The organism is Thioalkalivibrio sp. ALE23, from assembly GCF_000378545.1.
Classification (GTDB): domain Bacteria; phylum Pseudomonadota; class Gammaproteobacteria; order Ectothiorhodospirales; family Ectothiorhodospiraceae; genus Thioalkalivibrio.
The window spans coordinates 172,462-198,001 of record NZ_KB900033.1 but is presented as its reverse complement, the minus strand read 5'-3'; the positions used below and the strand labels follow the sequence as shown (position 1 = coordinate 198,001).

The following is a 25,540-nucleotide window of genomic DNA, read 5'->3' as shown; positions in this document are numbered from 1 at the left end:
CGGCATTATACGGATTCCGCGCTTACGATTCCGGGTCGATGTAGCGCTTCAGGATGGGATCGTAGGCGTCGATCCGCCGGTCCCGCAGGAACGGCCACATCCGCCGGACGGTGTCCACACGGGCGATGTCCAGGGTAAACGCCAGGACCTCGGGCGCGTGCTCGCCGGCGCGGGCGAGGAATTCGCCCTGCGGGCCGGCCACAAAGCTGCCGCCCCAGAAATGGGCGCCGGCAGACGCGCCCGACGGATCGCGTTCGTGCCCGGTGCGATTGCACGCGACGAGCGGCAGACCGTTGGCCACCGCGTGCCCGCGCTGAACCGTGATCCAGGCCTCGCGCTGGCGTTTGCGTTCGTCCGGAGTATCCTCCGGATCCCAGCCAATGGCCGTGGGGTAGATCAGTACCTCGGCCCCGGACAGGGCCATGATCCGGGCCGCTTCGGGGTACCACTGGTCCCAGCAGACGAGCACGCCCAGCCGGCCGACGGAAGTATCGATCGGCCTGAAGCCGGTATCGCCGGGGGTAAAGTAGAACTTCTCGTAATAGCCCGGATCGTCGGGGATGTGCATCTTGCGGTACGTGCCCACCAGGCGCCCGTCGCTTTCCAGCACCACCGCGGTGTTGTGGTAGAGGCCGGGTGCGCGGCGCTCGAACAGCGACCCCACCAGCACCACGCCGTGGCGCCGGGCGATCTCGCCGAGGCGGCGGGTGGAGGGGCCGGGGATCGGCTCGGCGCGATCAAAGGTCGCGGCGTCCTCGGTCTGGCAGAAGTAGGGGCCGGTGTGCAGCTCGGCCAGCACGACCAGCCGTGCGCCACCGGCCGCGGCCTCCGCCACCGCGTCCTCGGTGGCCTGAAGGTTGGCGTCGACGCTGCCGGCATCACGGTGCTGGACCAGCGCGCCCTGCAGGGGCGCCCGGCGTTCGGGACGGGGGGCGGCGGTCATGCGTTGGCGGCTTCGTCTTCCTCCGGGATGCCGAGGGCGCCCCGCGGATAATGCATGGTCAGACAGTGCAGGCTGCCACCCTGACGCAGTACCGCACGGGCGTCCAGCAGCAGGATGTCCCGTCCGGGAAAGGCCTCGGCCAGACGCTCGCGGGCCACGGCATCGGCCGGATCATCGTGCGCCGGCACCAGCACCGCGCCGTTGAGCAGAACGAAATTGGCGTAGGTGGCCGGCAGGCGCCGGCCGGCATGCTCCAGAGGCCGCGGCCAGGGCAGGGGGATCAGGTGGTAGGGCTCACCCGAGGCCTGATGCAGTGCCTCGAGTTGTCGCTCCATCGCCGCCAGTTCCGCGTAGTGCGGGTCTTCGGGGTCGTCGCAGTGCTGGTAAGCGATGGTGTCCGGGGCGCAGAAGCGCGCCAGGGTGTCGATGTGGCCATCGGTGTCATCGCCTTCCAGATGGCCGTGCTCCAGCCAGAGGATCCGCCGGGCGCCCAGGTGCTGGCGCAACGCGGCCTCGATGGTTGCATCGTCGAGCTCCGGATTGCGACCGGCGTGGCGCAGGCAGGAGCGGGTCACCAGCAGGGTGCCCTGACCGTCACTCTCGATGCTGCCCCCCTCCAGCACCAGGGGGACATCTTCCACCGGGCTGGTGCCGAAGACCCCCTGCGCGGCGAGGGCGGCGGTGATCGCATCGTCCCGGTCGGCCGGATATTTGCCGCCCCAGCCATTGAAGGTGAAGTCCAGCAGATGTGGCCGGCCCTGGTGATACACCGTGATCGGGCCGTGATCGCGCGCCCAGGTGTCGTTGGAATCGGCGAGCGCGAACCACAGACGGTCGCTGCGGATACCGGCTTCCACCAGCAGCCCGGAAAACGACTCGATATGTTCGGGATCGCGGGCCACGATCAGGACCGGTTCGTACTGGCTGATGGTGGCCGCAAGTCGGGCGAACACCGGCTCGACCTCCTCCAGGCTGTCGGCCCAGTCGCTGTCCGCATGCGGCCAGGTCAGCTGAATACCCGCATGCGGCTCCCATTCCGCCGGCAGCCGGCGGATATTTTCGTGTCCGGTTTCCAAGGCGGCGTCAGTCGTCGTTGCCGTGCACGATGGTGTGGATCACCCAGCGATCCTCGAACACCACCGAAAAACTGTCGTAGTCCCAGCGGGTGATCGGTGGCTCGCCCACGGTCGGGTGCCGGGTTGCCGGCTCGCCGTAACGGCCGCGTACCGTTTCCTTGGTCTGCCCGCGAGTTGGCACGCTCTCGCGTTCCTTGATGGTGAACGAACCGTCCTCGAGCCGCAGGATGTCGGCCTGGGCGGTTCCGGCAAGCCCCGCGCCGCCAGCGAGAAGGAGGGCGACAAGCACTCCGGACGCACGGTGGATCGGGGATCGGGAGGCAACGCGTTTCCCTGGCATGGCCATGTCTCCGTCTGGATGTGGGTCCCGGGTCGGACCGGGCTGGCTCGCACTTATAGTAGGGGAATACGGCATTTTGTGCATCCGCGCCTTGTCCCGGAAAACCCGGGGGTGCCCGGCGCGAGCGTGTACATCAATCAGTGTTTCTCCGGGGTATGGGCGGACGTTCGCAGTTCTGGCATTCTTGCCGAATGTTCCGACCCCTGTCCGTTGCGATCGGCCTGCGCTACACGCGCGCCAAACGTCGCAATCACTTTATTTCGTTCATCTCCGTGGTCTCGATCCTTGGCCTGATCCTGGGCGTGATGGCGCTGATCACGGTGCTGTCGGTGATGAACGGCTTCGAGAAGGAGCTGCGCGAGCGGATCCTCGGCATGGCGTCGCACGCCACACTGGAGGAGAGCCGACGGGCCCTGGCGGACTGGGAAAGCGTGAAGGAGCGCGTGCTCGCCGCCGACGAACGCGTGCAGGCCGCGGCCCCCTACGTCCAGCGCGAGGCCATGCTGAGTGCACGCAACCGGATTTCCGGCGGCATGATCCGGGGTGTGGATCCGGCACTGGAGCTGGAAGTGGCGCCGATCGGCGAGCACATGGAGGAGGGGGCGCTGGAACAGCTCGAAGGCGGCGCCTACCGCATCATACTGGGCCGCGAGCTGGCCGCGGAACTGCAGGTGCGGGTGGGTGAATCGCTGATTCTGATGGCCCCGCAGGCGAGCGTGTCTCCCGCCGGGGTGATGCCGCGCATGCGGCGCTTCGAGGTGGTCGGGCTGTTCGAGGTCGGCATGTATGAATACGACCGGGGTACGGCCTTCATCCATCTGGACGACGCCCGCGCGGTGTTCCGCACCGGCGAGGATGTCTCCGGGCTGCGCCTGCGCGTGGACGACATGATGCAGGCGGGCCGGATCGCTCAGGACCTGACGCGCGAACTCAACGGCGCCTATTTCATCTCCGACTGGACCCGGCAGCATGCGAATCTGTTCCGGGCGATCCAGATCGAGAAGATGGTGATGTTCATCATCCTGTCGCTGATCGTCGCCGTGGCGGCCTTCAACATCGTTTCCACGCTGATCATGCTGGTCACCGACAAACAGGGCGATATCGCGATCCTGCGCACCCTCGGGATGCCACCCTCCGGCATCATGGCGGTATTCGTGGTTCAGGGGATGGTGATCGGTCTGTTCGGGATCCTTCTGGGGACGGCGGCGGGTGTTGCGCTGGCGCTCAACATCGACGTGGTCGTGCCGTTCATCGAACAGGTGACCGGGGTCGAATTCCTGTCCGCCGATGTCTATTACATCAGCGATCTGCCATCGGAACTGGATCCCGCGGATGTGCTGCGCGTGGGCGGGGTGGCGTTCCTGCTGACCGTGCTGGCGACCCTGTTCCCGGCCTGGCGCGCGGCACGGACTCAGCCGGCGGAGGCGCTGCGCCATGACTGATCACGACGTGCATGCAACGGTGCTGGAGGCGCGGGGTCTGGAACGCCGCTTTCGCGACGGCAAGCTGGACGTGACCGTGCTCGGCGGGGTGGATTTTACCCTGGAGCCCGGTGCGCTGGTGGCAATCATCGGCGCCTCCGGCAGCGGCAAGAGCACGCTCCTGCATCTGCTCGGCGGCCTGGACCGTCCGACCGCCGGCGAAGTCCGGCTGCTGGGCACGCCCTGGTCCGGGATGAGCGAGGCCCGTCGCGGGCGCCTGCGCAACCGCCATCTGGGCTTCGTGTACCAGTTCCACCATCTCCTGCCCGAGCTGACGGCGGCGGAAAATGTCGCCATGCCGCTGCTGATCCGCCGGACTTCGGGGCCGCAGGCACGTCGCGAGGCGTTGCACTGGCTGGAACAGGTGGATCTGGGTGATCGTGCGGAGCACAAGCCCGCGGAGCTTTCCGGTGGCGAGCGGCAGCGCGTCGCCATTGCCCGGGCGCTGGTGACACGACCCTCGGCGATCCTCGCGGACGAGCCCACCGGCAATCTCGACCAGGAACGGGCACAGCACGTGTTCGCGCTGCTGCGGGAAATGAACCGCGCCACGGGCACGGCGCTGGCCCTGGTGACCCACGACACCACGCTGGCCGCGCAGATGGACCGTTCGGTTCACCTGGTCAAGGGACACCTGCAGGGCAACGGCGACTGAGCACGGCGGTACGCCGGGTCAATGCGGGCGCGAATGGTCGTCGCCGTCGGAACGAGTGCCGGAAGCCCGGGAGTCCGCTTCCGGTTCGGCGGCCTTCGTCTCGCGTGATTCCCGCGGGGCTTCCGGATCCACCGGGGTGCGGGAGAAGACCTCGCGCAGCTCGGCCTCGCGCTCGCGCCGCTGGCGTGCGAGATAGCGCCGATGGCGCACGCGCTGGATCACGTTCAGGCGCCAGAGACCTCGCACCAGCAGATAGCCGGCCAGGCCTGCCACCGCGCCCAGTACCAGTGACCCGGTCGTCAACGGCTTCCATACCGTCAGCATCTCGGTGGCGAACCATTCCCAGGTGATCTCGGTGCTGAATTCGCGCCGTTCTTCGCCCAGGAGCTTGCGGCCCACGGTATAGGCCGTATACAACATTGGGGGCATGGTCACCGGGTTGGAAATCCACACCAGGATGACCGAGATGGGCAGGTTGACCCGGGCCAGAATGGCGATCGCCCCCGCGATCAGCATCTGCATCGGTAGTGGCAGGAAGGCCACGAACAGCCCCACGGCAAAAGCACCGGCCACGGAGCGGCGGTTGAGATGCCACAGATCCGGCGAGCGCAGGCGTGGCCCCAGCGGGGCCAGCGCACGGTGTCCCCGCAGGCGATCCATGCCGGGGAACAGCTTCTTGATGATGTGTCGGGCCATGGTCTCGGGTTCGACTCCTGCCGGCCTTGCGCGTCACCGCCTGGGGCAGGTGGACCCTACCCCGTGGATGCCCCGCGGACAATGCCGGGGCGGACATGATTCCCTTCGCCGCGGGTTTTGTGGCCGTTCTGTGGCTGGTGCACCAGCTGCCGGCCCTGCCGCCACCGTGGATCTTCGTGGCGCTCGCCACCACTCTGGTCGCTTCCATGATAACGCGCCGTCCGGTGGCACTGTCCGCGGTCCTGGCGGGGAGCCTCGCGGGGCTGCTGCTGGGAACCGTTCATGCCACGACCTGGCTGGACCGGGTGGTGACGCAGGTCGAACCGGAGTCCACGCTGAGTGGCCGGGTCGTGGACCTGCCGCGCCACGGCGAACGGAGCTCGCGATTCCATCTGGCGACGCATGGCGACCCACCGCGCCGGCTGGAGGTCTCGGTCTATCCCCCGCGGGCGGATGTCGAGGCCGGGGACGTGCTGCGCCTGAAGGGCCGCCTGTATCCACCGCAGGGCCGTGCCAATCGTGCCGGCTTCGACCGTGAGGCGTGGTTCTATCGCTCAGGCCTCCATGGTCGCCTGAACGTCTCGGCCGCTGACCTGCGTCACGCGGTCGATGACACGGCCCCGGGGGGCCTGCGCGGAGCCCTGCACCGACAGCGCGCCACGCTCCGGGACCGCCTGCAGGCCGCCGCTCCGGAACTGCGCCACCCGGGACTGGTGCAGGCGCTGGTGATCGGCGAGCGCAGCGGCATGACGGATGCCGAATGGACCGCCTTCCTGCAGACCGGCACCAATCACCTGATGGCGATCTCGGGGTTGCACGTGGGCCTGGTGGCGGGGTTCTCAGCCCTGCTGGCCACGCTGCTCTGGCGTCATGTGGCCGGCGTACGGGAACGCTGGCCCCGCCGCGTGCTGGCGGCCACCGCGGCGGCCCTGGCCGCGCTGGGATATGCGGCGCTGGCGGGTTTCAGCATCCCCACCCAGCGCGCTCTGCTGATGCTGCTGGCGGTGCTGGCCGCGTTGCTGCTGGGGCGGGGCGGAGCCCCGTGGCGGGCGCTGGTGCTGGCAGCGCTCATCATCCTGATCCGTGACCCGCCCGGCGTACTGGCGCCGGGCTTCTGGTTCTCGTTTGGTGCCGTGGCGGTGATCCTCGGCCTGCTTCAGGGGCGCCGCGCTCGCCCCGGGCTGCGCGAAGCCATGGCGATCCAGGTGCTGCTGGCGCTCGCCATGCTGCCGCTGGCGCTGGCATGGTTCCAGCTGGGATCGTGGATCGCGCCGCTGGCCAACATCGTTGCCGTCCCGTTGATCTCCTTTGTGGTGCTCCCGGCACTGCTGACAGGGGCCGGACTGGCCATGCTGTGGCCGCCCCTGGGCGGCCCGCCGTTGTGGCTCGGCGATGCGGTGCTGGGGCTGCTGGTCACGCTGCTGCAGGCCCTGGCCGACCTGCCGGCCGCGGTGGCCGAACGGGGCGTTCCGCTGGCGGCGGCCCTGCTCGCCGGCCTGGCGGTAATTCTTCTGCTCCTGCCCGGACGTCGCCGGATGGCCCCCTGGGTGCTGCTGGCGGCCCTGCCGCTGGGCTTGCCCCTGCGCCCGGACCTGTCCCACGGCGAGCTGCGGGCGGAATTGCTGGATACCGGGCACGAGGCGGTGGTGTTGCTGGAGACCCGCAACCACGTGGTGGTCTACGGGCCGGGGCGTGCCCGCGACGTGGAATCGGCCTTGCTGCCTGCGCTGCGGGCACGCCAGCGAAACCGGGTCGACCGGGTCATCGTGGCCGACGGGCTGCTTGACGACAGCGGGTCGCGCGCCGCCGCACTGCAGGCCATGACCGCGGCCGTGGAGGTCGAACGGGTGCTGCACCGTGACGAGCGACATCCCCGACGGATCCGCGAGTCCGGTCCGGTCTATCGGGCCTGCCGGGCCGGGCAGCAGTGGCAACGGGACGGGGTGGTGTTTCGCGTCCTGCATCCACCACGCGGCTGGGACGCCTCGCGCGCCGCCAGTTGCGTGCTGCGGATCGAGACCGCCGGTGGCGCATTGTTGCTGACCGGCGGGTTGCGCGGACTCGGTGCGGCGGTGCTGGGCCACGAAACGCCCGACGAGGACCTGCAGGCACGCCTGCTGGTGACCGCCGAACCCACGAAGGCCGTCGACGACGGAGAGGGGCGGGCGGGGGTGCGGGCACCCACCCGCTGGGTAGCGGGCACGATGCCCGACGGTCCCGACAGGCCGGGGCCCGTGGGCCTGCGTGCCACGGCCACGGACGGGGCCCTGCGCCTGCGGGCCGGAACCACCTGGGAGGCGGGAGCGGGTTGGCGGAACGAACGTCGCCGGTTCTGGCAACGGCCGCACCCCTGAAGGACCGAGGCAATCCATGTCACTCCAAGCCAGGGAAACCCTGATCAATGTACACGCTCGCGCTCGAGTCGCTTTTGCGTGCGTACAAGGCGCGGCGACCGCCGTGCAGTCATTCTGCACAAGGGAGCCGCAACGCCGTGCGCGCGCCCGTTTTTGATAACAACGGGCGGCCGAGCCCCTTCGGGGTTGGCACCCCGGGTTCCCCGATCCTGCGTTGCGGCCCTTGCCGGTAGAACCACTACCCGCTGCACGACGCGCCTTGTCTCGGAAAACCCGGGGTGCCAACGCGAGTGTGTACATTGATCAGTGTTTCCCTAGACTGGGCGGATGAACGATTTTGCTTCCGATACGATTCGCCCCGTCCGCTTTGCCGACGACCGTCTGTGGCTGCTGGACCAGCGCCGTCTGCCCGCGGAGGAAACCTTCCTGCCCCTGGATGATGCCCCGGCGGTGGCGGACGCGATCCGCGAGATGGTGGTGCGCGGGGCACCGGCGATCGGCATCACCGCGGCGTTCGGGGTGGTGCTGGCCTGCCATCGGGCGCTGCAGGCCGGGGACTGGCGCGAGCGCGTGGGCGCCGACATCGCGACCCTGCGGGGGGCACGACCCACCGCCGTGAACCTGTTCTGGGCGCTGGACCGGATGCAGGCGGTGGTCGCGGCCGCCGCAAGCGCCCGGGCCGCGCTGACCGCGACGCGCGAGGAAGCCATGGCGATGCTGGAAGCCGACATCGCCGGCAACCGCGAGCTCGGGGCCCATGGCGCCGCGCTGATCGAACCGGGCCGCGCCGTGCTGACCCATTGCAACACCGGTTCCCTGGCGACCGGGGGCTACGGCACCGCGCTGGGAGTGATTCGGGCCGCCTGGGACCACGGGCGCATCACCGGGGTCTACGCCGACGAGACCCGTCCCTGGATGCAGGGCAGCCGGCTTACGGCCTGGGAGCTGGTGCATGACGGGATTCCGGTGACCCTGCTGTGCGAAGGCGCCGCGGCGCGGCTGCTGCAGAGCGGCGAGGTCGGCTGCGTGGTGGTGGGCGCGGATCGCATTGCGGCCAATGGCGACACCGCCAACAAGATCGGTACGTACGGGCTGGCATTGCTGGCGCGAGCGCACGGCGTGCGTTTCATGGTCGCCGCTCCGGTCGCCACCATCGATTATGCAACCCCCGCCGGCGATGCCATCCCGATCGAACAGCGCGATGCCGGTGAAGTACTGACGCTCGCGGGCCAGCCCCTGGCAGCCGCCGGGGCCGCCGCCTACAACCCGGCATTCGATGTCACTCCCGCCGGGCTGATCGACGCCATCGTGACCGAGCGGGGAGTGGTCGAGAACCCCGACGCCGAACGCCTGGCGGCGTGGCGGCCGGACCCCAAAGATACCCCCGAACCGCGAGGCGTTCACGAGGGAACCTGACCGCCCCGGCAGGGCTCCTCCGGCGGGGGAATATGGTATGATCGCGGGCTTGTTCTAACGGACGGCGTGACCCATCGATGGCTGAATTCGCCAAGGAAATCTTCCCGGTCAATCTCGAAGACGAGATGCAGCAGTCCTACCTCGATTACGCGATGAGCGTGATCGTGGGACGCGCGCTCCCCGATGTGCGCGACGGCCTCAAGCCCGTCCATCGTCGTGTGCTCTACGCCATGCGCGAACTGGGCAACGACTGGAACAAGCCGTACAAGAAATCGGCCCGCGTGGTCGGTGACGTGATCGGTAAATACCACCCGCACGGCGACTCGGCCGTCTACGACGCCATCGTCCGCATGGCGCAGTCGTTCTCGATGCGCTACATGCTGGCCGACGGGCAGGGCAACTTCGGCTCGATCGACGGCGATTCGCCGGCCGCGATGCGCTATACCGAAGTGCGGATGGCACGCATCGCCACGGAACTGCTGGCCGACATCGACAAGGAAACGGTCGATTTCGTCGACAACTACGACGGTTCCGAACAGGAACCCTCGGTCCTGCCCGCGAAGTTCCCCAACCTGCTGGTGAACGGCTCCTCCGGGATCGCCGTGGGCATGGCGACCAACATCCCGCCGCACAACCTGCGCGAGGTCATCAATGCCTGCGTGGCGCTGATCGACCACCCCGAGATCGATATCGACGGCCTGATGCAGTACCTGCCGGGCCCGGATTTCCCCACCGCCGGGATCATCAACGGCGTCGAGGGGATCCGCGAGGCCTACCGCACCGGGCGCGGTCGGGCGGTGATCCGTGCGCGTTCGCACGTGGAGCCGCTGGAAGGCGGGCAGCGCGAGGCCATCGTGGTCACCGAGCTGCCGTACCAGGTGAACAAGGCGCGCCTGACCGAGAAGATCGCCGAGCTGGTCAAGGAAAAGCGCATCGAGGGCATCTCCGAGCTGCGCGACGAGTCCGACAAGGACGGCATGCGCCTGGTCATCGAGCTCAAGCGCGGCGAGATGAGCGAGGTGGTGCTCAACCACCTGTACATGCACACCCAGATGCAGAACGTGTTCGGCATCAACCTGGTGGCGCTGGTCGACGGCCAGCCGAAGGTGCTGAACCTGCGGCAGATCCTCGAGGCGTTCCTGCGCCACCGCCGCGAGGTGGTGACCCGCCGCACCATCTTTGATCTGCGCAAGGCACGCGAGCGGGCCCATGTACTGGAAGGGCTGGCGATCGCGCTGGCCAACATCGATCCGGTGATCGAACTGATCCGCAACGCACCCAATCCGGCCGAGGCGAAGGCCGGACTGCTGGCGCGCAGCTGGCCGCCGGGCATGGTGGAAGGGATGCTCGACCGCGCCGGGGCTGCGGCCTCGCGCCCGGAAGACCTGGAAGCCGAATTCGGCATGGGCGAGGACGGTTACCGCCTGTCCGAGACCCAGGCCCAGGCGATCCTCGACCTGCGCCTGCACCGCCTGACCGGGCTGGAACAGGACAAGATCGTCGACGAATATCGCCAGCTGCTGGATACCATCGAGGACCTGCTGGACATTCTCGGCTCGCCCGAACGCCTGCAGCAGGAGATCCGTGGCGAGCTGCTGGGCGTGGCCGAGCGCTTCGGCGACGACCGCATGAGCGAGATCCGCGAGCAGCAGGCCAACCTGACGCTGGAGGATCTGATCGGCGAGGAGGACGTGGTCGTCACGCTGTCGCACGCCGGTTACGTGAAGTACCAGCCGGTGGCCGACTACCGCGCGCAGCGCCGCGGCGGCCGCGGCAAGGCGGCGGCCAGCTTCAAGGAAGAGGACTTCATCGACCGTCTGCTGGTGGCCAACACCCACGATACGGTGCTGTGTTTCTCCAGCCGCGGCCGGGTGTACTGGCTGAAGGTCTACGAGCTGCCACAGGGCTCGCGCGCATCCAGGGGCAAGCCCATCGTCAATCTGTTGCCTCTCGAATCCGACGAGCGCATCAATGCGATCCTCCCGGTGCGGAGCTACGATCCGGATCATTACGTGTTCATGGTTACCGCCCAGGGCACGGTCAAGAAGACCCCGCTGACGGACTTCTCGCGACGGCGCGCCAGCGGCATCATCGCCGTGGATCTGCGCGAGGGCGATCACCTGGTGGACGTATCGCTGACCGACGGCAGCCAGGACGTGATGCTGGTGACCACCGCGGGCAAGGCGGTGCGCTTCTCCGAGACCGACGTGCGCGCCATGGGCCGCACGGCCTGCGGGGTGCGTGGCGTGCGCATGGACGACGACCAGCGGGTGATCGCACTGCTCAACGTGGACGAAGGCGCGGCGCTGTTTGCCACCGAGAATGGCTACGGCAAGCGCACCCGCTTCGACGAGTTCCCGGTTCACCGACGCGGCGGCCAGGGCGTGATCGCGATCCAGACCGAAGGGCGCAACGGCCCTCTGGTAGGGGCCGCCCGGGTGCAGGAAGACGACGAGGCGATGCTGATCACCAATGGCGGCACGCTGGTGCGCATGCCGGTGGAAGAGATTCCGCTGATCGGCCGCAACACCCAGGGCGTACGCCTGATCCGTCTGGATTCCGGCGAACAGCTGGTGGAACTGGCACGGGTGGCGCGCTTCGCCGGCGACGAGGACGACACTGACGCGGAAGCCGACACGGAGAATCAACAGTCGGCCGCCCCGGAAACGCACGAGGACGAGCCGCAGGGCGGCCGCGAACCCAGCGAAAAGGGAGATGAAGAATGAGCCGAATCTGGAACTTCAGCGCCGGCCCCGCGGCCCTGCCGCAGGCGGTGCTGGAACGGGCACGCGACGAGATGCTGGACTTCCACGGTGCCGGGATGTCCGTGATGGAGATGAGTCATCGCGGCAAACCCTTCATGGAAGTCGCTGAAAAGGCGGAAGCCGATCTGCGCAAGCTGATGGGCATCCCCGACGACTACGCGGTGCTGTTCCTGCAGGGCGGGGCGACCGGGCAGTTTTCCGCGATCCCGATGAACCTGCAGCCGGGTGGCCAGCCGATGGACTACATCGATACCGGGGCCTGGTCCGGAAAGGCGATCAAGGAAGCGCAGAAGGTCGGCCCGGTGAACATCGTCGCCAGTTCCCAGGCCGAGGGCTATGCGTCCATCCCCGAGCGTTCGACCTGGAAACTCGATCCGAACGCCGCCTACGTGCACTACACGCCGAACGAGACCATCGGCGGGGTGGAATTCCACGAGGTGCCCGACGTGGGCGACAAGCCGCTGGTGGCGGACATGTCCTCCACCATCCTGTCGCGTCCGATCGATGTCTCGAAGTTCGGCGTGATCTACGCCGGCGCCCAGAAGAACATCGGTCCGGCCGGCGTGACCGTGGTGATCGTGCGCAAGGACCTGCTGGAACGCGATAAGGGCCAGGTACCCGCCGTCCTGGACTGGAAGCTGCAGGCCGACAACGACTCCATGTACAACACCCCGCCGACCTTCGGCTGGTATTTCGCCGGCCTGGTCTTCGAATGGCTGCTGGAACAGGGCGGGCTGGAAAAGATGGCCGAGATCAACCAGCGCAAGGCAGACAAGCTCTATCGTTTCATCGACAACTCGGCGTTCTATCGCAACCCGGTGGAGCCGAGTGCGCGTTCGTGGATGAACGTGCCGTTCATCCTCGCCGACGACAGCCTCGACGGTCCGTTCCTGAAGGAAGCCGACGCGGCCGGTCTGTCCTCGCTGAAGGGCCACCGCTCGGTGGGCGGCATGCGCGCGAGCATCTACAACGCAGTGCCTGAAGAGGCCGTCGACGCCCTGATCGAATTCATGGCGGATTTCGAGGAACGCCACGCCTGAAAAGGAGGTCGTGATGTACCGCGTCAAGACCTACAACAACATTGCGCTGCGGGGGCTGGAACGCTTCCCGCGCGAAACCTACGAAGTCGCCTCCGGTCTGGAAGACCCGGATGCGATCATGCTGCGTTCGCATGACCTGCACGGGGAGACCATCCCGGATTCGGTGCTGGCCGTGGGGCGCGCCGGCAGCGGGGTGAACAACATCCCCGTGCAGGATCTCACCGAGCGCGGGGTTGCGGTGTTCAACGCCCCGGGGGCCAACGCCAACGCGGTCAAGGAGCTGGTGATCGCGGGGCTGCTGCTCGGGGCTCGCAATCTGGTCCCCGCGGCGGGTTATGTGCAGTCCCTGGATCCGGACGACTCCAGCTTCACCGAGGCGGTGGAGCAGGGCAAGAAACGCTTCAGTGGCTTCGAACTGCCCGGGCGGCGGCTGGCCGTCCTCGGGCTGGGCGCGATCGGGGTGAAGGTCGCCAACGCCGCCCGCTCCATGGGCATGGAGGTGGTCGGCTTCGACCCCAAGATCACCGTCGAGAGCGCCTGGCAGATGGCCTCGGACATCGAACGTGCGCGGTCGGTGGACGCGGCGCTGGAGGGCGCCGACGCGGTCACCGTGCATGTCCCGCTGACCGAGAACACGCAGAACCTGGTCAATGCCGAGCGCATCCGCTCGATGAACCCCGGCGCGATGGTGCTGAACATGGCCCGTGACGGGATCGTGGACGACGAAGCGGTGGGCGAGGCCCTGAACGAGGGCCACCTGCACGCCTACGTGACCGACTTCCCGGTCCCCGGGCTGCTGGATCACCCGCGGGTGATCACGCTGCCGCACCTGGGCGCGTCGACCACCGAGTCGGAAGAGAACTGCGCGGTGATGATCGCCGATCAGCTGCGTGACTATCTCGAGAACGGCAACGTCGTCAATTCGGTGAACCTGCCGACCCTGGTGCTGGAGCGCAAGGGGCAGGCGCGCATCGCAGTGGTCAACCGCAACCTGCCGGACCGTGTGGCGCAGATCTCGCATGTCATCGGTGAATCCGACATCAATATCCTGCATCTGATGAATGACTCGCGCGGGGACATCGCCTACACCATGCTGGACGTGGACGGACATCCCAGTCCGAGCACGCTGGATGCGCTATATGGCATCGACGGTGTACTGCGGGCGCGGGTGCTCTAGGTCGTGAGCGAAGGGGAGTCCCTCGCGTCGCTGCGCGCGCGGATCGATGCGATCGACGGCGAGCTGCTGGCCCTGCTCAGCGAGCGGGCCCGCTGCGCGGAATCGGTCGCGCGGGTCAAGCGCGACAACGGCGAGGAGCCGGTGTTCTACCGGCCGGAACGCGAAGCCGAGATCCTGCGTCGGGTGCGGGAGGAAAATCCGGGGCCGCTGGCGGATGACGTAATCGTCCGGCTGTTCCGGGAGATCATGTCCGAATGTCTGGCCCTGGAGCACCCACTCACGGTGGCTTATCTGGGGCCGGAGGGGACCTTCACCCACCTGGCCGCGCGCAAGCATTTCGGCCATGCGGTCACGACCACGCCGCTGGCGTCCATCGACGCCGTGTTCGGCGCGGTGGAAACCGGGCGGGCGCAGTTCGGCGTGGTTCCGATCGAGAACAGTTCCGAGGGCGTGGTCACGCATACGGTGGACTGCTTCATGGACTCGTCGCTGCAGATCTGCGGCGAGGTCGTGACGCCGATCCACCATCACCTGCTGTCGCAGAGTGCCGATCTCGGCGAGGTCCGCCAGGTACTGGCCCACGCCCAGGCCCTGGCGCAGTGCCGTGAGTGGCTGGATACCTGGCTGCCACACGCCGAGCGTCATGCGGTGGCCAGCAACGCCCGCGCGGCGGAACTGGCGGCCGGGAATGGGTCCGCGGCGGCGATTGCGTCGCGCGTGGCGGCGGAGCACTACGGGGTTCCGGTGCAGGTGGAGCACGTGGAGGACCGCGCCGACAATACCACCCGGTTCCTGATCATCGGCACGGCCACCACCCGTCCCAGCGGCGCGGACCGTACGTCGATCATGCTGAGCACGGCCAACCGGCCGGGCTCGCTGTACGCGTTGCTGAAGCCGATCGCCGAGGCCGGCATCAGCCTCACGCGCATCGAATCCCGTCCCTCGCGCTGTGCGCAGTGGACCTACGTGTTCTTCCTCGACCTGCTGGGACACCAGGAGGACCCGGAAATCGCCGGGTGCCTGGAACAGCTGAGGGAGACCGCCGACACGGTGAAGATCCTGGGCAGCTACCCCCGGGCCGCAACCTGAGAGGCATCCATGGCAACGAATCCTTCCGAATCCGCAGCCCCCGGGCCGGGTCCGGCCGCCCGGGCCGTGTCCGGCGTGCAGGGACTGCAGCCGTATCAGCCGGGCAAGCCGGTGTCCGAGCTGGAACGCGAGCTGGGCATCAGCGAGGCGGTCAAGCTCGCCTCCAACGAAAACCCGCTGGGCCCGTCGCCGCGCGCCGTGGAGGCGGCCCGGGGCGTGCTGGGCGAGGCCCATGTCTACCCCGACGGCAATGCGTTCGAGCTGAAGGCGGCGCTGGCCGCGCGTCATGGAGTGGATCCGGCGCAGATCACCCTGGGCAACGGCTCCAACGAAGTGCTGGAGCTGATCGCGCGGACCTGGCTGGCGCCGGGGCGGGCGTCGGTGTTTTCCGCCCACGCCTTCGCGGTGTACCCGCTGGTGACGCAGGCCACCGGGGCCGAGGCGCGCGTGGTCCCGGCCGTGTCGGCGGACGATGCCCGCCAGCCGTTCGGGCACGATCTGGATGCGATGCGCGCCCGGGTGGATGACGACGCCGCGGTGGTGTTCGTGGCGAACCCGAACAACCCGACCGGTACCTGGGTGGATGCGCAGGCGCTGGAGGCCTTCGTGGCGGCGATGCCACCGCAGACGGTGGTCGTAATCGACGAGGCGTATGCCGAATACGTGGAAGAAGACGGTTATCCGGATGCCACGCGCTGGCTGGACCGCTATCCCAACGTGGTCGTCACCCGGACCTTTTCCAAGATCCAGGGGCTGGCGGGGCTGCGCCTGGGCTATGCCGTGAGTTCGGCGCCGGTGGCCGACATGCTCAACCGCGTGCGTCAGCCGTTCAACGTGAACGCGGTCGCTCAGGCGGCCGGTCTGGCCGCGCTCGAGGACAGCGACCACATCCGGCACTCGGTGGCGGTCAACCGGGAAGGCCTGGTGCAGCTGGATCGCGAACTCCGGGCCATGGGCCTGCGGGTCATCCCTTCGGTCGGCAATTTCATTACCTTCGACACCGGCACCGACGTCAACGCGGTACATGACCGCCTGCAGCGGCGTGGGGTCATTGCCCGGCCGGTGGAAAACTACGGGCTGCCCGGGCATCTGCGCGTCACGGTCTCGAACGCGGAGGATAACGAACGATTCCTGGCTGCCCTGCGCGAGGCCCTTGCATGATCGACCGGCTGGTCATTTTCGGAGTCGGCCTGATCGGCGGTTCGCTGGCGCTGGCGCTGCGCGTGGCCGGGGAGGTGGGGACGGTCGTGGGCTGTTCGCGCAATCCGGACAATCTGCGCGAGGCCGAACGCCTGGGTGTGATCGACGAATGGACCACCGATCCCGCCGAGGCCGCCCGGGGGGCCGACATGGGTGTGCTGGCCGTACCGCTGGGGGCCATGGAAGGGCTGGCGGCATCGCTCGCCGGGATCTGGCCGGAGGATGCGCCGCTGACCGACGTGGGCAGCAGCAAACAGGCGGTGCTGGAGGCCCTGGCGCGGGGGTTCGGCGAGGTTCCGCGGCAGTTCGTCCCCGGGCATCCGATCGCGGGCACCGAGCAGAGCGGGGTGGCGGCCGCCTTTCCCGAACTGTTCCGCGAACGGCTGGTGATCCTGACGCCGGCCGACGCCACCAGCGTAATGGCGACCAACCGCGTGACCGCGATGTGGCAGACCGCCGGCGCGCGGGTCGAATTCATGACGCCGGCGCATCACGATCACGTGCTGGCAGCCACCAGCCACCTCCCGCACGTGCTGGCCTTTACCCTGGTGGCGTCGCTGTCGAAGATGAGCGACCGCGACGAGATCTTCCATTATGCTGCGGGCGGTTTTCGGGACTTCACCCGCATTGCCTCCAGCGACCCGGTCGTCTGGCGCGACATCTGTCTTGCCAACGGGCCCTCCATCCTGGAGGTGATCGAACGTTACCAGGCCGATCTCGAATCCCTGCGGCAGGCGATCGAGCAGGGCGACGGGCAGCGCCTGGAGCAGGAATTCACCCACGCCAAGACCACGCGGGATCGTTTCTGTGATCCCGCCCGAGCTCAACTGGATACCTGACCGATGGATACCCTGACCGTTCAACCCGGCGGCGTCCTCAGCGGGACCCTGCGGGTCGCCGGCGACAAGTCGATTTCGCATCGGGCGATCATGCTGGGGGCGCTGGCCGAAGGCACCACCCACGTGACCGGCTTCCTCGAAGGGGAGGACTGCCTCGCTACCCTGGAAGCGTTTCGCGCGATGGGTGTCCCCATCCGCCGCGAAGGGCCGGGCGAGGTCATCATCGAGGGGGTCGGGATGCACGGCCTGCGTGCGCCCGATGGTCCGCTGGACATGGGCAATTCGGGTACCGCCATGCGACTTTTGTGCGGTGTGCTCGCCGGGCAGGCGTTCGACAGCGAGCTCACCGGAGACACCTCCCTGTCGCGTCGGCCCATGCGCCGGGTCACCGAGCCACTGGCGCGCATGGGCGCGCAGATCGACACCGCCGAAGGCGGCACCCCGCCGTTGCGGGTGCGGGGCGGAAAGCCGCTGCAGGGCACGCAATACGCCCTCGAGGTCGCCTCGGCCCAGGTCAAGTCCGCACTGCTCCTCGCCGGCCTGTGGGCCGAGGGCCGCACCTGCGTGACCGAACCCGCGCCAACCCGTGATCATACCGAACGCATGCTGGAAGGCTTCGGCATCGAAGTGGAACGCGACGGGGCCACGGCTTGCGTGGCCGACGGCGGGCGCCTGCGCGGTGGCGACGTGGACGTGCCCGCGGACATCTCGTCGGCCGCCTTTTTCATGGTCGGGGCGTCGATCGCGCCGGGTTCCCACGTGATCCTCCGCCACGTCGGGGTCAATCCGACCCGTACCGGTGTGATCGAGATCCTCCGCCGCATGGGCGCCGATATTCGTCTGCTGGATCTGCGCGAGGTCAGCGGCGAGCCGGTGGCCGACATCGAGGTGCTGTCGCACGAGCTGCGCGGGATCGAGATCCCGGAGGATCAGGTGCCGCTGGCCATCGATGAATTCCCGGCCATCTTCATCGCCGCCGCCTGTGCGCACGGCGAGACCGTGCTGACCGGCGCCGAGGAATTGCGCGTCAAGGAAAGCGACCGCATCCAGGTGATGGCCGACGGCCTCGCGGCCCTCGGCGTCGACTGCGAGGTTCGGCCGGACGGCATCCGCATTCAGGGGGGCGACGGCTTCCACGGTGGCAAGATCCAGAGCCACGGAGATCACCGCATCGCCATGGCCTTCGCCATGGCTGCACTGCGCGCCGACGCGCCCGTCACCATTCACGATTGCCGCAACGTCGCGACGTCGTTCCCCGACTTCGCCGACCTGGCGCGGCAGACCGGACTGCATCTGGAGGCCCGATGACACCGGTACTGACCATCGACGGTCCCGGCGGCGCAGGCAAGGGTACCGTCTGCATGCGCATCGCGGCGGCCATGGGCTGGCACCTGCTCGACAGCGGCGCCCTGTACCGCCTGGTGGGCCTGGCCGCACGCCGGCAGGGTGTGGAGCCGGACGACGCGGCGGCCGTCCCGGCTCTGGCTCAGGCGCTGGACGTGCGCTTTGAAATCGACCGCGATGCCACACGGGTCACGACCCTGCTGGAAGGCGACCCCGTGGACGAGGAGCTGCGCACCGAGCAGGCAGGCAACGACGCCTCGCGTGCAGCAGCCATTCCCGCCGTCCGCGAGGCACTGCTGCAGCGCCAGCGCGATTTCGCGGTGCCGCCGGGCCTGGTCGCCGACGGGCGCGACATGGGGACCATCGTGTTCCCGGACGCGGATCTGAAGATCTTTCTCGATGCGAGTGCCGAGGAACGTGCGCGGCGTCGCCAACTGCAGTTGCTGGAACAAGGACTTAGTGCTAGCCTTGAAGATCTTCGGGAAGAGATGGAAGAACGCGACCGTCGCGACCGCGAACGCAGCGTGGCGCCGCTCAAGCCGGCCGAGGATGCCTGGGTCCTGGATACCACGGATCTGGACATCGTCGCTGTGGTCGATCTCATCCTGGAGCGCCTGCGGGACGTACTCCCGGAAGACCGCCCCCCTGCCGACGAAACCCCGGGCAGCGGGATCGAAAACACTTGAAACCGGTTTCAGGAAGTTTCTGTAACCGCATTTAATTTAACAGGTTTTTAAATCCATGAGTGAAAGTTTCGCGCAACTGCTCGAAGAGAGCATGGCCTACACCCAGATGCAGCCGGGTGCCATCCTCAGTGCCACCGTCATTGAGGTGAATCCGGAAGTCGTCGTGGTGAACGCGGGCCTGAAGTCCGAGGGGGTCATCCCCACCGAGCAGTTCATGAACGACGAAGGGGAACTCGAAGTCGCCGTGGGCGATGTCGTGGAAGTTGCCCTGGAAACCCCGGAAGACGGCTTCGGCGAGACCCGCATGTCTCGCGAGAAGGCCAAGCGTGCCAAGGCCTGGGATCGCCTCGAACGGGCTATGGAAGACGAGGAATATGTCACCGGCAAGATCTCCGGCAAGGTCAAGGGCGGCTACACCGTCGAACTGGGCGACATCCGTGCGTTCCTGCCGGGTTCACTCGTGGATGTCCGTCCGGTGCGCGATACCGCGTATCTGGAAGGCAAGGAGCTCGAGTTCAAGCTCATCAAGCTGGACCGCCGTCGCAACAACGTGGTCGTCTCGCGCCGCGCCGTGGTCGAGCAGGAATACAGCGCCGAGCGCGAGGAACTGCTCAAGAACCTGCAGGAAGGTGCGCAGGTCAAGGGTATCGTCAAGAACCTCACCGACTACGGTGCGTTCCTGGATCTGGGCGGCATCGACGGCCTGCTCCACATCACCGACATGGCCTGGAAGCGCGTCAAGCATCCGTCCGATGTCGTTGAAATCGGCCAGGAAGTCGAAGTCAAGGTGCTCAAGTTCGACCGCGAGCGCATGCGTGTCTCGCTGGGCCTGAAGCAGCTGGGCGAGGATCCGTGGGAGAACATCACCCGGCGTTACCCGACCGGCACCCGCATCTTCGGCAAGGTCACCAACATCACCGACTACGGCTGCTTCGTCGAAATCGAAGACGGCGTGGAAGGCCTGGTGCACGTTTCCGAAATGGACTGGACCAACAAGAACGTGAACCCGGGCAAGGTCGTGGCCATCGGCGACGAGGTCGAGGTGATGATCCTGGACCTGGACGAAGAGCGCCGCCGTATCTCGCTGGGCATGAAGCAGTGCCAGTCCAACCCGTGGGACGACTTCGCCGCCAACCACAACCGTGGCGAGAAGGTCCGTGGCCAGATCAAGTCGATCACCGATTTCGGCGTGTTCGTTGGCCTGGAAGGCGGCATCGACGGCCTGATCCACCTGTCGGATCTGTCCTGGAGCGAGTCGGGCGAAGAGGCCATCCGCAACTTCAAGAAGGGTGACGAGGTCGAGGCCGTGGTCCTGTCCGTGGATCCGGAGCGCGAGCGCATCTCCCTGGGCCTGAAGCAGCTGGACCGCGACCCGTTCGCCAATTTCGTGGCGGAACACAGCAAGGGCAGCATCGTGAAGGGTACGGTCAAGGAAGTGGACGCCAAGGCCGCGGTGATCGAGCTGGCCGACGGCATCGACGGGATCCTGCGCGCTGCCGACATCTCGCAGGACCGTGTGGAAGACGCGCGCACCGTGCTCAACGTCGGCGACGAGGTCGAGGCCAAGTTCATGGGTGTAGACAAGAAGACCCGTGCAATCAGCCTGTCCATCAAGGCGAAGGATCGTGCCGAGGAGGCCGAAGCCGTGTCCGAATACGGGCAGGGCGGCGGCGCCACCACCTCGCTGGGCGACCTGCTGAAGGAACAGATGGGCAAGAACGACTAAGCCCCGTTCCACCGCCCGCATCCGCGTCGTAACCGCGGGTGCGGGCCTTTTTTTGTCTTTCCTCCCCCTTTGCTGCGAGTGCCAGATGACCAAATCGGAATTGATCGACAATCTTGCCCGCAAATCACCGCACCTTCCGCCACGCGACGTCGAACTGAGCGTCAAGGCCCTGCTGGAGCGGATGAGTCAGGCACTGGCCAGTGGCGAGCGGGTGGAAATTCGCGGATTCGGCAGCTTTGCGCTGCATTTCCGGCCCCCGCGCATGGGGCGGAATCCCAAGACCGGTGAGGGCGTGGCCCTGCCCGGCAAATATGTCCCTCACTTCAAGCCCGGCAAGGAATTGCGGGAACGCGTCAATGCCGGCGCGCAAAAGGACCAGTAGGCGGATACGACGAATGGCCGAGCACGGAAAGTCCCGGCTGCGGCACTGGGTCGCATTCGTGGCCCTGATCCTGATCTCCTCCGGCATCGGGATCCTGGTGGTGTTCAACGAGGGCGCCGCCACCCTCCATCTCCCCGGTCTCACCCTCGAGGCCCCCTTGATCGTGCTCCTGGGCCTGAGCGCCCTGGCGGGTGTACTGATTGCATCCCTGATCTTCTGGCTCAGGCTGCGGCGTCTGCAACGCAAGATCGACCGGCTACGGGATGAGAACCGTGCGCTGCGGGTCGAGGTAGAACAGCTGCGGACCGCGCCGATGCGGGATTTCTACTGAACCGGAATGATTGAGGACTGGTTCTGGCTGCTGTTGCCGGTTGCCGCCGCCAGTGGCTGGTGGGCCGCGCGCCGAGGGGTTCCCGAGGAGGAAGAAACCCGCGATCCCGCGCTGGACCGCTATCTCCAGGGCGTACGATACCTGCTGGACGATCGTACCGACGACGCCCTGCAGACCTTCATCGAGATGGTCGAGGTCGACCATGAAACCTTTGAAACCCATGTGATCCTGGGGCGCCTGTTCCGGCGGCGGGGCGAGGTGGACCGCGCGATCCGCATTCACCAGAACCTGGTGGCGCGCCCGGCGCTGACCGATGCCCAGCGGGCACAGGCGCTGTGCGAACTGGGCCAGGACTTCCTGCTGGCGGGGGTGCTCGATCGGGCCGAGGGGGTGTTCCGCGAATTGATGAATTCGCCGAACCAGGCCTCCGAGGCACTGGAAGGCCTGCGGCACGTGTACGAGACGCAGCGCGAGTGGGACAAGGCGATCGAGGTCGGCAACCGGCTGCGCGCCGAGGGCTCGCCACAGGAACCCCTGCGGGTTGCGCATTACCATTGCGAACTGGCGAGCGAGGCGCTGGAACGCAATGACCTGGCCGAGGCCTCCGAGCGGGCAGGCCAGGCCGAAGCCCTGGTACCGGGTCTGTCGCGGGCCCTGCTGCTGAAATCGGAAATCGCCGAACGCGAGGGACGCATTCGCGAGGCCATCGATTACGGCAGTGATGCAGTGGCCCGCACGCCGCGGCTGGCACCGTTGCTGGTCCCGCGGCTGGAGCAGCTGCATCAGGCCCTGCCGGGCGAGCATCGTCTGGCGGCGCTGGAACAAGTACTGACCGACCTCGCCGAGACCCGCGGCGTGACCATGGCGCGGATCGCGCTGATGCGGCTGTATCGACGGACCGGACGCATGGACCGGGCGCTGCACGAGCTGGGGGTCATCCTGGCCCAGCGCCCGGTACCCACCTCGGGGCTGCTGGAGGCGGTGCGCTGGATGAAGGTGCTGCCCGCGGTGCAGAGCTACGTAAGCGAGTTTACGGCCTTCGAGAAGGCGTTGTCGGACCAGCTGCGCAGTCAGCACCTGTATCAATGCACCAACTGCGGCTACCAGGGCCGCGGCCATGTCTGGCAATGCCCCAGCTGCCGGCGCTGGGACACCCTGCGGGGGCTGGATTTCGATATCGATCAGAACACTGAAGACGCCGAAGCGGCGCTGATTCGCGAGGAGAACCACTGAATGGACCCGGTAACGGAAACCCCGAACCTCCAGGAGCCGCGGCTGATCGTCGCCCTGGACTTCGCCTCCGGCGACGAGGCGCTGGGCTTTGCCCGCGGCCTGGACCCGCACCAGTGTGCGCTGAAGGTGGGTTTCGAGCTGTTCGTGGTCGCCGGACCGGACCTGGTCGAACGCCTGCACGCGCTCGGCTTCCGGGTTTTCCTGGACCTCAAGTTTCACGACATCCCCAACACGGTTGCCGCCGCCTGTCGCGCGGCGGCCCGCATGGATGTGTGGCTGGTGAACCTGCACGCTTCCGGCGGCCTGGCGATGATGCGGGCGGCCCGTGACGCGGTCCGCGAGGTCAATGAACGGACGGCCCTGCTGGCCGTAACGGTGCTGACCTCCAGTGACCGGGCGACCCTGGAGGAGACCGGCGTGCACGACACCCCGGATGGCCAGGTCATGCGCCTGGGGCGCCTGGCGGTGGAGCAGGCGGGGCTGGACGGGCTGGTCTGTTCAGCACGCGAAGCGGCGATGCTGCGCGAGGAGCTGGGGGCGGCACCCAGGCTGGTGACGCCCGGGATTCGCCTGGAAACGGCCGGGGACGACGACCAGAAACGGGTAATGACGCCGGAACGGGCCCTGGAGGCCGGCGCCAGTGCCATTGTGGTGGGCCGGCCGATCACCCGTGCGCAGGATCCCGCCGCGGCGATGCGGACGATCGCGGGACGCATGCAGGGGGTTTCCCCGACGCAGTGATCGGGCTAGGATCCATGGTGAGCGCACGGGAGATGGCGCTCGCCACCATTGAAAAAACAAGGAGGTTCACCATGACCCGTACTGTATCCATGTTCCGTTCCGCCCGGGTGTTGCTGCCCGCCATGGCGCTGGGGCTGAGCCTCGGCTCGGCGGTCACTGCCGGCGAACAGGTGCCCGTCAACGTCAATTCGGCACCGCTGGAGGAGCTGGTCACCCTGAGCAATGTCGGTGAGGTCACGGCGCGTGCCATCCTCGAACATCGGGAAGAACACGGGGATTTCGAATCCGTGCAGGCCCTGACCGAGGTGTCCGGCATTGGCGAACGGACGGTGGAAATGAATCTGGATCGGATTGAACTGGAATAGGGAGAGCGGCCGGGGCATGACCGCCATTGTGCGGCCATGCCCCGCAGCCCGGAGGGCACATGACCGAAAAGAGCAAACGAATCCGTACCGCGGTCTTTCCCGTGGCCGGCATGGGGACGCGCTTTCTGCCGGCGACCAAGGCCAACCCCAAGGAAATGCTCCCGGTAGTGGACAAGCCACTGATCCAGTATGCCGCCGAAGAGGCCGTCGCGGCGGGGATCGACACCCTGGTGTTCGTCACCGGACGCAACAAGCGCGCCATCCCCGATCATTTCGACAAGGCCTACGAGCTGGAGAACGAGCTGGAGGAGCGGGGCAAGACCGAGCTCCTCGAACGCATCCGCAACATCGTCCCATCGAACGTCACCTGCGTGTACCTGCGCCAGGCCGAAGCCCTGGGGCTGGGGCATGCGGTCGCCTGTGCGCGCCCCGTGGTGCGGGAGGAACCGTTCGCCGTGATCCTCGCGGATGACCTGATCGAGGCCGTGGATGGCGGGGCCACCGCACAGATGGTGGAGCAGTACAACGGCCATGGCTGCAGCGTGCTGGGGGTAGAAGAGGTGCCCGAAGACCGAACCCATCAGTACGGCATCATCGATCCGGAACGCACCGGTCCCCGCAGCTGGGACGTGAAGGGCATCGTGGAAAAGCCCGATCCGGCCTTTGCACCGTCGAACGTAGCCGTGGTCGGGCGCTATGTGCTGACGCCGCGGATCTTCGATCTGCTGGAACGGCAGGAACCCGGGGCCGGCGGCGAGATCCAGCTGACCGATGCCATCGATCGCCTGCGCGAGGAGGAACGCGTGACGGCCTGGGAGTTCTCCGGGCGGCGTTTCGACTGCGGTAGCAAGCTGGGCTATCTCGAGGCCACGGTCGAGTTCGCCCTCGACCACCCCGAACTCAAGGACGATTTCCGCGAATACCTGCGCACGCGGACGGACAGCTGACGCGTCCGGGCCCGGCGCTCACCACCAAAGCCGCCGATGCCGGGGCCGAACCGGCAACCGCCCGCGCCAGTACTGGATCATCAGCAGCCCCACCACCATGCCGCCCAGATGCGCGAAATGGGCGATCCCCGACATGGTCCCGGATACCCCCAGATAGAGCTCGAGGATGCCGTAACCGATCACGAAGTACTTGGCCTTGATCGGAATCGGCAGGAAGATCAGGAACAGGCGCTGGTTGGGGAACATCATCCCGAATGCCAGCAGCACCCCGAACACCCCGCCGGAGGCCCCCACGGTGGGGTAGATGGCATCACCGTTGCCCCCTGCAGTGACCACCAGCTGCACCAGACCGGCCCCGATCACACAGATCAGAAAATAGGTCGCGAACATGCGCGAACCCCATGAATTCTCGACCTGAACGCCCAGCATCCATACCACGAACATGTTGACGAACAGGTGCAGCGGCCCGCCATGCAGGAAGCCATAGGTCACCAGCTGCCAGAGCTGGAAATCCGGCACGCGCATCATCGAGCCGTCCTGCATGATGGTGGACGGGGTGCCGATCGGCCACAGGGCGAAATGGGCCATCAGCCAGTTGCCCAGCGCGGGCATGGCCAGGAACAGCAGGACGTTGGTGACCAGCAGGAAACCGATCACCGGAGGCATCATGCTGAAGCGCGGCGAGCGCGGATCAGGATGGGTCATGCGGAGGGT

At 67.4% G+C, this 25,540-nt stretch carries 23 protein-coding genes and 1 pseudogene; 19 read left to right on the top strand and 5 right to left on the bottom strand.

Features of this window, described 5'->3' with window-relative positions:
* Window positions 1–22 precede the first annotated feature (22 nt).
* From F573_RS0107690 to F573_RS0107680, 3 genes are read right to left on the bottom strand one after another with little or no spacing between them, the layout of a single operon-like run.
* Window positions 23–943, bottom strand: coding sequence for a carbon-nitrogen hydrolase (locus F573_RS0107690; protein ID WP_019022090.1), 921 nt, complete (start codon window positions 941–943; stop codon window positions 23–25).
* Complete coding sequence (locus F573_RS0107685; RefSeq protein ID WP_018869452.1) at window positions 940–2,019, bottom strand: agmatine/peptidylarginine deiminase; 1,080 nt, start codon at window positions 2,017–2,019, stop codon at window positions 940–942. Before F573_RS0107685 ends, F573_RS0107690 begins: the two co-directional genes overlap by 4 nt.
* Window positions 2,020–2,026: 7 nt before the next feature.
* Window positions 2,027–2,308: a hypothetical protein gene (locus F573_RS0107680; protein WP_018869451.1), complete on the bottom strand. Its 282-nt coding sequence runs from the start codon at window positions 2,306–2,308 to the stop codon at window positions 2,027–2,029.
* A 242-nt stretch (window positions 2,309–2,550) separates the two neighbouring features.
* On the opposite strand from F573_RS0107680, the gene F573_RS0107675 reads away from it, so the two are divergent.
* Together F573_RS0107675 and F573_RS0107670 are read left to right on the top strand one after the other, a co-directional pair.
* Window positions 2,551–3,801 (top strand): lipoprotein-releasing ABC transporter permease subunit, encoded by a 1,251-nt coding sequence (locus tag F573_RS0107675; protein ID WP_019022089.1) that lies wholly within the window; start codon window positions 2,551–2,553, stop codon window positions 3,799–3,801.
* Window positions 3,794–4,495 (top strand): ABC transporter ATP-binding protein, encoded by a 702-nt coding sequence (locus F573_RS0107670; RefSeq protein ID WP_019022088.1) that lies wholly within the window; start codon window positions 3,794–3,796, stop codon window positions 4,493–4,495. The genes F573_RS0107675 and F573_RS0107670 overlap by 8 nt, the downstream gene beginning before the upstream one ends.
* 18 nt (window positions 4,496–4,513) lie before the next feature.
* Here F573_RS0107670 and F573_RS0107665 read toward each other — a convergent pair whose 3' ends face one another.
* On the bottom strand, window positions 4,514–5,191 hold the full coding sequence (locus F573_RS0107665; RefSeq protein ID WP_018869448.1) for a DUF2062 domain-containing protein: 678 nt from the start codon (window positions 5,189–5,191) through the stop codon (window positions 4,514–4,516).
* 95 nt (window positions 5,192–5,286) lie between these two features.
* On the opposite strand from F573_RS0107665, the gene F573_RS0107660 reads away from it, so the two are divergent.
* From F573_RS0107660 to galU, 17 genes and pseudogenes are all read left to right on the top strand, one after another.
* On the top strand, window positions 5,287–7,545 hold the full coding sequence (locus F573_RS0107660) for a ComEC/Rec2 family competence protein (protein WP_019022087.1): 2,259 nt from the start codon (window positions 5,287–5,289) through the stop codon (window positions 7,543–7,545).
* 327 nt (window positions 7,546–7,872) lie between these two features.
* Entirely contained in the window at window positions 7,873–8,961 is a 1,089-nt protein-coding gene (mtnA, locus tag F573_RS0107655; RefSeq protein ID WP_019022086.1) for an S-methyl-5-thioribose-1-phosphate isomerase, read from the top strand.
* A 77-nt stretch (window positions 8,962–9,038) separates the two neighbouring features.
* Window positions 9,039–11,562: pseudogene (gene gyrA / locus F573_RS0107650) on the top strand (DNA gyrase subunit A); the annotation flags it as partial.
* Window positions 11,563–11,683: 121 nt separating this feature from the next.
* A complete protein-coding gene (gene serC, locus F573_RS0107645; RefSeq protein WP_019022084.1) occupies window positions 11,684–12,766 on the top strand; it encodes a 3-phosphoserine/phosphohydroxythreonine transaminase in 1,083 nt (360 codons plus the stop codon).
* A 13-nt stretch (window positions 12,767–12,779) separates the two neighbouring features.
* Entirely contained in the window at window positions 12,780–13,943 is a 1,164-nt protein-coding gene (locus F573_RS0107640) for a phosphoglycerate dehydrogenase (RefSeq protein ID WP_019022083.1), read from the top strand.
* A gap of 3 nt (window positions 13,944–13,946) precedes the next feature.
* Window positions 13,947–15,032, top strand: a complete 1,086-nt coding sequence (pheA, locus tag F573_RS0107635; RefSeq protein WP_019022082.1) for a prephenate dehydratase — start codon at window positions 13,947–13,949, stop codon at window positions 15,030–15,032.
* Between the two features lie 9 nt (window positions 15,033–15,041).
* Window positions 15,042–16,193 carry a histidinol-phosphate transaminase gene (hisC, locus tag F573_RS0107630; protein WP_019022081.1) on the top strand — a complete coding sequence of 384 codons (1,152 nt, stop codon included), beginning with the start codon at window positions 15,042–15,044 and terminating at the stop codon, window positions 16,191–16,193.
* Window positions 16,190–17,071: a prephenate dehydrogenase/arogenate dehydrogenase family protein gene (locus F573_RS0107625; RefSeq protein WP_019022080.1), complete on the top strand. Its 882-nt coding sequence runs from the start codon at window positions 16,190–16,192 to the stop codon at window positions 17,069–17,071. Before hisC ends, F573_RS0107625 begins: the two co-directional genes overlap by 4 nt.
* Before the next feature lie 3 nt (window positions 17,072–17,074).
* Window positions 17,075–18,379 carry a 3-phosphoshikimate 1-carboxyvinyltransferase gene (aroA, locus tag F573_RS0107620; RefSeq protein WP_019022079.1) on the top strand — a complete coding sequence of 435 codons (1,305 nt, stop codon included), beginning with the start codon at window positions 17,075–17,077 and terminating at the stop codon, window positions 18,377–18,379.
* Complete coding sequence (gene cmk, locus F573_RS0107615; protein WP_019022078.1) at window positions 18,376–19,101, top strand: (d)CMP kinase; 726 nt, start codon at window positions 18,376–18,378, stop codon at window positions 19,099–19,101. The genes aroA and cmk overlap by 4 nt, the downstream gene beginning before the upstream one ends.
* A gap of 55 nt (window positions 19,102–19,156) precedes the next feature.
* Complete coding sequence (gene rpsA, locus F573_RS0107610; protein ID WP_018869437.1) at window positions 19,157–20,827, top strand: 30S ribosomal protein S1; 1,671 nt, start codon at window positions 19,157–19,159, stop codon at window positions 20,825–20,827.
* Window positions 20,828–20,912: 85 nt separating this feature from the next.
* Window positions 20,913–21,209, top strand: a complete 297-nt coding sequence (locus F573_RS0107605; RefSeq protein WP_019022077.1) for an integration host factor subunit beta — start codon at window positions 20,913–20,915, stop codon at window positions 21,207–21,209.
* 13 nt (window positions 21,210–21,222) lie between these two features.
* Entirely contained in the window at window positions 21,223–21,540 is a 318-nt protein-coding gene (locus F573_RS0107600; protein WP_019022076.1) for a lipopolysaccharide assembly LapA domain-containing protein, read from the top strand.
* A gap of 6 nt (window positions 21,541–21,546) precedes the next feature.
* On the top strand, window positions 21,547–22,773 hold the full coding sequence (locus tag F573_RS0107595) for a tetratricopeptide repeat protein (protein WP_019022075.1): 1,227 nt from the start codon (window positions 21,547–21,549) through the stop codon (window positions 22,771–22,773).
* On the top strand, window positions 22,774–23,514 hold the full coding sequence (pyrF, locus tag F573_RS0107590) for an orotidine-5'-phosphate decarboxylase (RefSeq protein WP_019022074.1): 741 nt from the start codon (window positions 22,774–22,776) through the stop codon (window positions 23,512–23,514).
* A gap of 122 nt (window positions 23,515–23,636) precedes the next feature.
* Window positions 23,637–23,879 carry a helix-hairpin-helix domain-containing protein gene (locus F573_RS0107585; RefSeq protein ID WP_051075378.1) on the top strand — a complete coding sequence of 81 codons (243 nt, stop codon included), beginning with the start codon at window positions 23,637–23,639 and terminating at the stop codon, window positions 23,877–23,879.
* Between the two features lie 59 nt (window positions 23,880–23,938).
* Window positions 23,939–24,826 (top strand): UTP--glucose-1-phosphate uridylyltransferase GalU, encoded by an 888-nt coding sequence (gene galU / locus F573_RS0107580; RefSeq protein ID WP_019022072.1) that lies wholly within the window; start codon window positions 23,939–23,941, stop codon window positions 24,824–24,826.
* Window positions 24,827–24,844: 18 nt separating this feature from the next.
* Here the strand turns inward: galU and F573_RS0107575 are convergent, their stop codons facing one another.
* Window positions 24,845–25,531, bottom strand: a complete 687-nt coding sequence (locus tag F573_RS0107575; protein WP_018869430.1) for a rhomboid family intramembrane serine protease — start codon at window positions 25,529–25,531, stop codon at window positions 24,845–24,847.
* Between the last annotated feature and the right edge of the window lie 9 nt (window positions 25,532–25,540).